Raw genomic sequence first — 3,192 nt, forward strand, 5'->3', positions numbered from 1 at the left:
CGCTGCGATCTTTTGATCTTGAAAAACAGAATCAAAAGATCGCAGCGTGCCGCAGCTCCTACATGGGGATTTTTTGTTTCAGTCGAGGATGAGGTGCGGCAGAAACCGGCTGGAATCCTTGGTGATCAAACTGTTGTCTTCCCGCACACCAATCCCCGCTGCCTGATCACCAATCACCCACGAACCGATCAACGTGTAGCTGTCGCCAAACTTCGGCAACGGCGCAAATTCCTGCAAGATAAACGGCGCGTCGGTGTAAGGCCCATCCTCTTTGACGATCAGCCCCTCAGCCGTTTGCAATTCAATATTGGCGCCTTCGCGGGAAAAGTACGGCTTGCGTACCCAGCCCTTGGGCACGGCACTCGCTGGGTTTGGATCGAGATGCGTCGCCAGCAGATTCGGATGACCTTTGTGCGACTCCCATAGCAACGGCAGCACGCCCTTGTTCGACAAAATCGCTTTCCACGCTGGCTCGAAAAACTGCGTATCGCAATCGGCAATCGCCGCGCCGAACGGCTCCTGAAAGATGAACTCCCAAGCATGCAGCTTGAACAAGTGCGGGATCCAGCGATCTTCCAGATCGACAAAGCGGCCATCAGCGGTCAGGCCGATGTCTTCGATATCGATGTGCCGCGATTCGATGCCAACCATTTCCGCGATCAACCGCAAGTAATCGGTGGTGCCTTTGTCTTCGACCGAGTCTTTCATCGAGGAGAAATAGAACGGCCGCTTCAGTTTCAGTTCGGCGAAGGCTTGATGCAGTTTGGTATCGATGCTGTTGAACTGGTCGGCATGGCGCGGCAGCGTGCCGCGTTCGATGCATTGTTCAAGCCAGCCCCACTGAAACGCCGCTGCTTCGTAAAGGCTGGTCGGCGTGTCGTAGTTGAGTTCCAGCAGTTTCGCCGGGCCGTTGTCACTGTAGGAAAAGTCCATGCGTCCGTACAGATGCGGATGACCTTCGCGCCAGGACGTTCGGATCAGGTCGTAGTACGCCGGCGGAATGCTCAGGCGACCCAGCAGCTCTTCGCTGTTGACCACGCGCTCGACCAGATCCATGCACATCTCGTGCAGTTCAGTGGTCGGGTCTTCGAGATCGTTTTCGATCTGCGCGAGCGAGAACTGGTAGTACGCACTTTCGTCCCAGTAGGGCTCGTCGTCGATGGTGTGAAACATAAAGCCGAGGCTCTCGGCGGTCTGTTTCCAGTCGGGGCGCTCGGCGCAGAGAATCTTTTTCATCGTCAGCTGCTCGAACGACCGGAACTGCTGCCCCAGCCACCCCAACCGCTGCGGGCGCTGGACTGGCTGCCAAAGCCGCCGCGCGATGTCGACGAAGCCACGTTGACCGGTTTGCTCTTGCTGCTCTCGTAATCCGGCTGGCTGCGCGTCGTCGTTTCGGCTCTGCGGTATTGCGTCGAAGTGTTGTAGGGCTGGCGTGTATCGCGATCGCGGTACACCGTGCGATTGGCGTTGTTGCTCATCGCGTTGCCGATCAACCAGCCAGTCAGCCAGCCACTGCCGCCACCACTGGAGGTGTGCGAAGTGTTTTGTACATTCTGCGCTGCCGTTGCTTCACCCACCGGCATCTGCGCATCGGCGATGGCGTCGAGGTTCTGCGCCGGCTCACCGCTCTGCGGCACTTTGAAGCCGCCGAGTTTTGGTACGAAGCGACCATCGGAATTTTTCTGACACCAGTCGGCGGCAAAGTCCGCGTCGCACTTGGCCTTGTCGTCGTACGCTGGAGCAATGCGCCGGTGTTCGCTGAGCGCGGCGACGTAAGCATTCGAGCAGACATCAGCAGCTACTTCGGCATCGACGCACTGTTCCACACTCTGGAAGCTGCGTTGCTGATCGACGGCTGCCGCTTCGCCGGAGATGGCCAGGGCCACCGACGCGGCGAGGGACAACTGAACGTATTTACTTCGTTTCATCGAGGGCTTCCTGCCGATCAGTTGGACGGTGTCATGCACGCGGCATTGAGCATGCCGACGCTGATCGCCACCGCAGCGACATAGATGCCGGAAGCGATTTCACCGTTGGCGATGCGCTGGGAAGTGCCTTTGAGTACCAGGCCTGTGGCGAGAAACGCCAGCAGTTGCACAACCGCTGCAATCACCGCCCACAGTACGAAGTCGAGAACGTTGACCGAAAAGGCGATCACGTTGCTGGCCGGGATTGCGAAGCCGATGACCGCGCCAGACAGCGCAATGGCGGCGGCAATGTTGCCGGAACGGATCAGCTCGAATTCTTTGTGTGGGGTGATGCGTGTGTAGACGAACTGAAACAGCATGAACAGCAGCACAGCGCCAATCAGGTAAACGACGAAACCGACCAGTGCGGTCTTGTTCAGGGAAACGGCCAGCACTTCCAGCATGAAAAACTTCCTTTTTAAATGGTACTCAAGTCAGTCGTGTACAGCGAGATACCCAGTGAGGTGCTCAGGCTGACGGTGCCTTCTTCGTCCTGTTCGACGGAGAACAGCAGCAATTCGCGGCGATCGGTCAGGCCGGTGTCGCGGGCGTAAAGCATCGAGTGGTGTTCGATGGTGTAGCTTTCGTCCGGGTTGACCACTTGCTCGGTCATCGGCACGAGTTCGGTCTGACCTTGTTCCGTGCCCCATTCGCGGGTGAACTCGACACCGTCGTGGCTGTAAGCCGCAAGGCCGATCGGGCTGCTTGGACCCGCCAGGCGCTGCAGTTCGGCGTCACTGTTGACGGTCACGTAACTGAGGTAGTTGAACAGGGTGACCGATTCGATCTGGTCGTCGCCGGTGACGTGGATCTGCAGCCAGAAATCCTCGTCGTTCATGTAATAGCGGTGCAGTTTGTTGGACTGGCCGAGGTCGACCCAACCATGGCTCCAGATCGCCTGATCAAAGGGCACGCGCACGGTGGTCGAACCGTCGAGCAACAGCGCCAGGGTCGTATCGAACCTGACAGCCTTGCCTTGCGCCATGCCGAGTGGGCCAGTGGCAACGGTCGGTGTTGGCGCAGCGGTCTGCCAGTTGCTGGTGCCCAGCAAATCTTTAAACCATCCCATGGGTACGTTCCTTTGCAGCGGGTGGAAGTGTTCGTCGGCGAAAAAGCGTGGCTAGTGTACCGGGCTGAGCGGGGAACGAGCAGGCAAAGTGAAATGTTGTAGGAGCTGCCGCAGGCTGCGATCTTTTGCTTTTAAAAGACAAGATCAAAAGATCGC

Annotated in this window: 4 protein-coding genes; all 4 read right to left on the reverse strand. The window is 58.1% G+C overall.

The window, feature by feature from the left end; all coding sequences use genetic code 11:
• Nucleotides 1-78: 78 nt before the first annotated feature.
• Genes EJA71_RS07775 through EJA71_RS07790 form a run of 4 tightly spaced genes read right to left on the reverse strand, consistent with a single transcriptional unit; the run spans nt 79 to nt 3,036 of the window.
• Nucleotides 79-1,236, reverse strand: coding sequence for a glutathionylspermidine synthase family protein (locus tag EJA71_RS07775; RefSeq protein ID WP_158955670.1), 1,158 nt, complete (start codon nt 1,234-1,236; stop codon nt 79-81).
• Between the two features lie 2 nt (nt 1,237-1,238).
• Nucleotides 1,239-1,928 carry a DUF1190 domain-containing protein gene (locus EJA71_RS07780; protein WP_158955672.1) on the reverse strand — a complete coding sequence of 230 codons (690 nt, stop codon included), beginning with the start codon at nt 1,926-1,928 and terminating at the stop codon, nt 1,239-1,241.
• Between the two features lie 17 nt (nt 1,929-1,945).
• The gene (locus EJA71_RS07785) at nt 1,946-2,371 is read right to left on the reverse strand and encodes a DUF350 domain-containing protein (protein WP_158955674.1); all 426 of its coding nucleotides are present in this window, start codon (nt 2,369-2,371) and stop codon (nt 1,946-1,948) included.
• 14 nt (nt 2,372-2,385) lie between these two features.
• Nucleotides 2,386-3,036: a DUF2491 family protein gene (locus tag EJA71_RS07790; RefSeq protein WP_158955676.1), complete on the reverse strand. Its 651-nt coding sequence runs from the start codon at nt 3,034-3,036 to the stop codon at nt 2,386-2,388.
• Nucleotides 3,037-3,192 lie beyond the last annotated feature (156 nt).

It is taken from the genome of Pseudomonas sp. PB106, from assembly GCF_009764645.1.
Taxonomy (GTDB): domain Bacteria; phylum Pseudomonadota; class Gammaproteobacteria; order Pseudomonadales; family Pseudomonadaceae; genus Aquipseudomonas.

What these genes read in the sequence shown, in the direction of transcription:
- EJA71_RS07780 (WP_158955672.1), bottom strand. Translation starts at nt 1,928, where the DNA reads ATGAAACGAAGTAAATACGTTCAGTTGTCCCTCGCCGCGTCGGTGGCC.
- EJA71_RS07790 (WP_158955676.1), bottom strand. Translation starts at nt 3,036, where the DNA reads ATGGGATGGTTTAAAGATTTGCTGGGCACCAGCAACTGGCAGACCGCT.
- EJA71_RS07785 (WP_158955674.1), bottom strand. Translation starts at nt 2,371, where the DNA reads ATGCTGGAAGTGCTGGCCGTTTCCCTGAACAAGACCGCACTGGTCGGT.
- EJA71_RS07775 (WP_158955670.1), bottom strand. Translation starts at nt 1,236, where the DNA reads ATGAAAAAGATTCTCTGCGCCGAGCGCCCCGACTGGAAACAGACCGCC.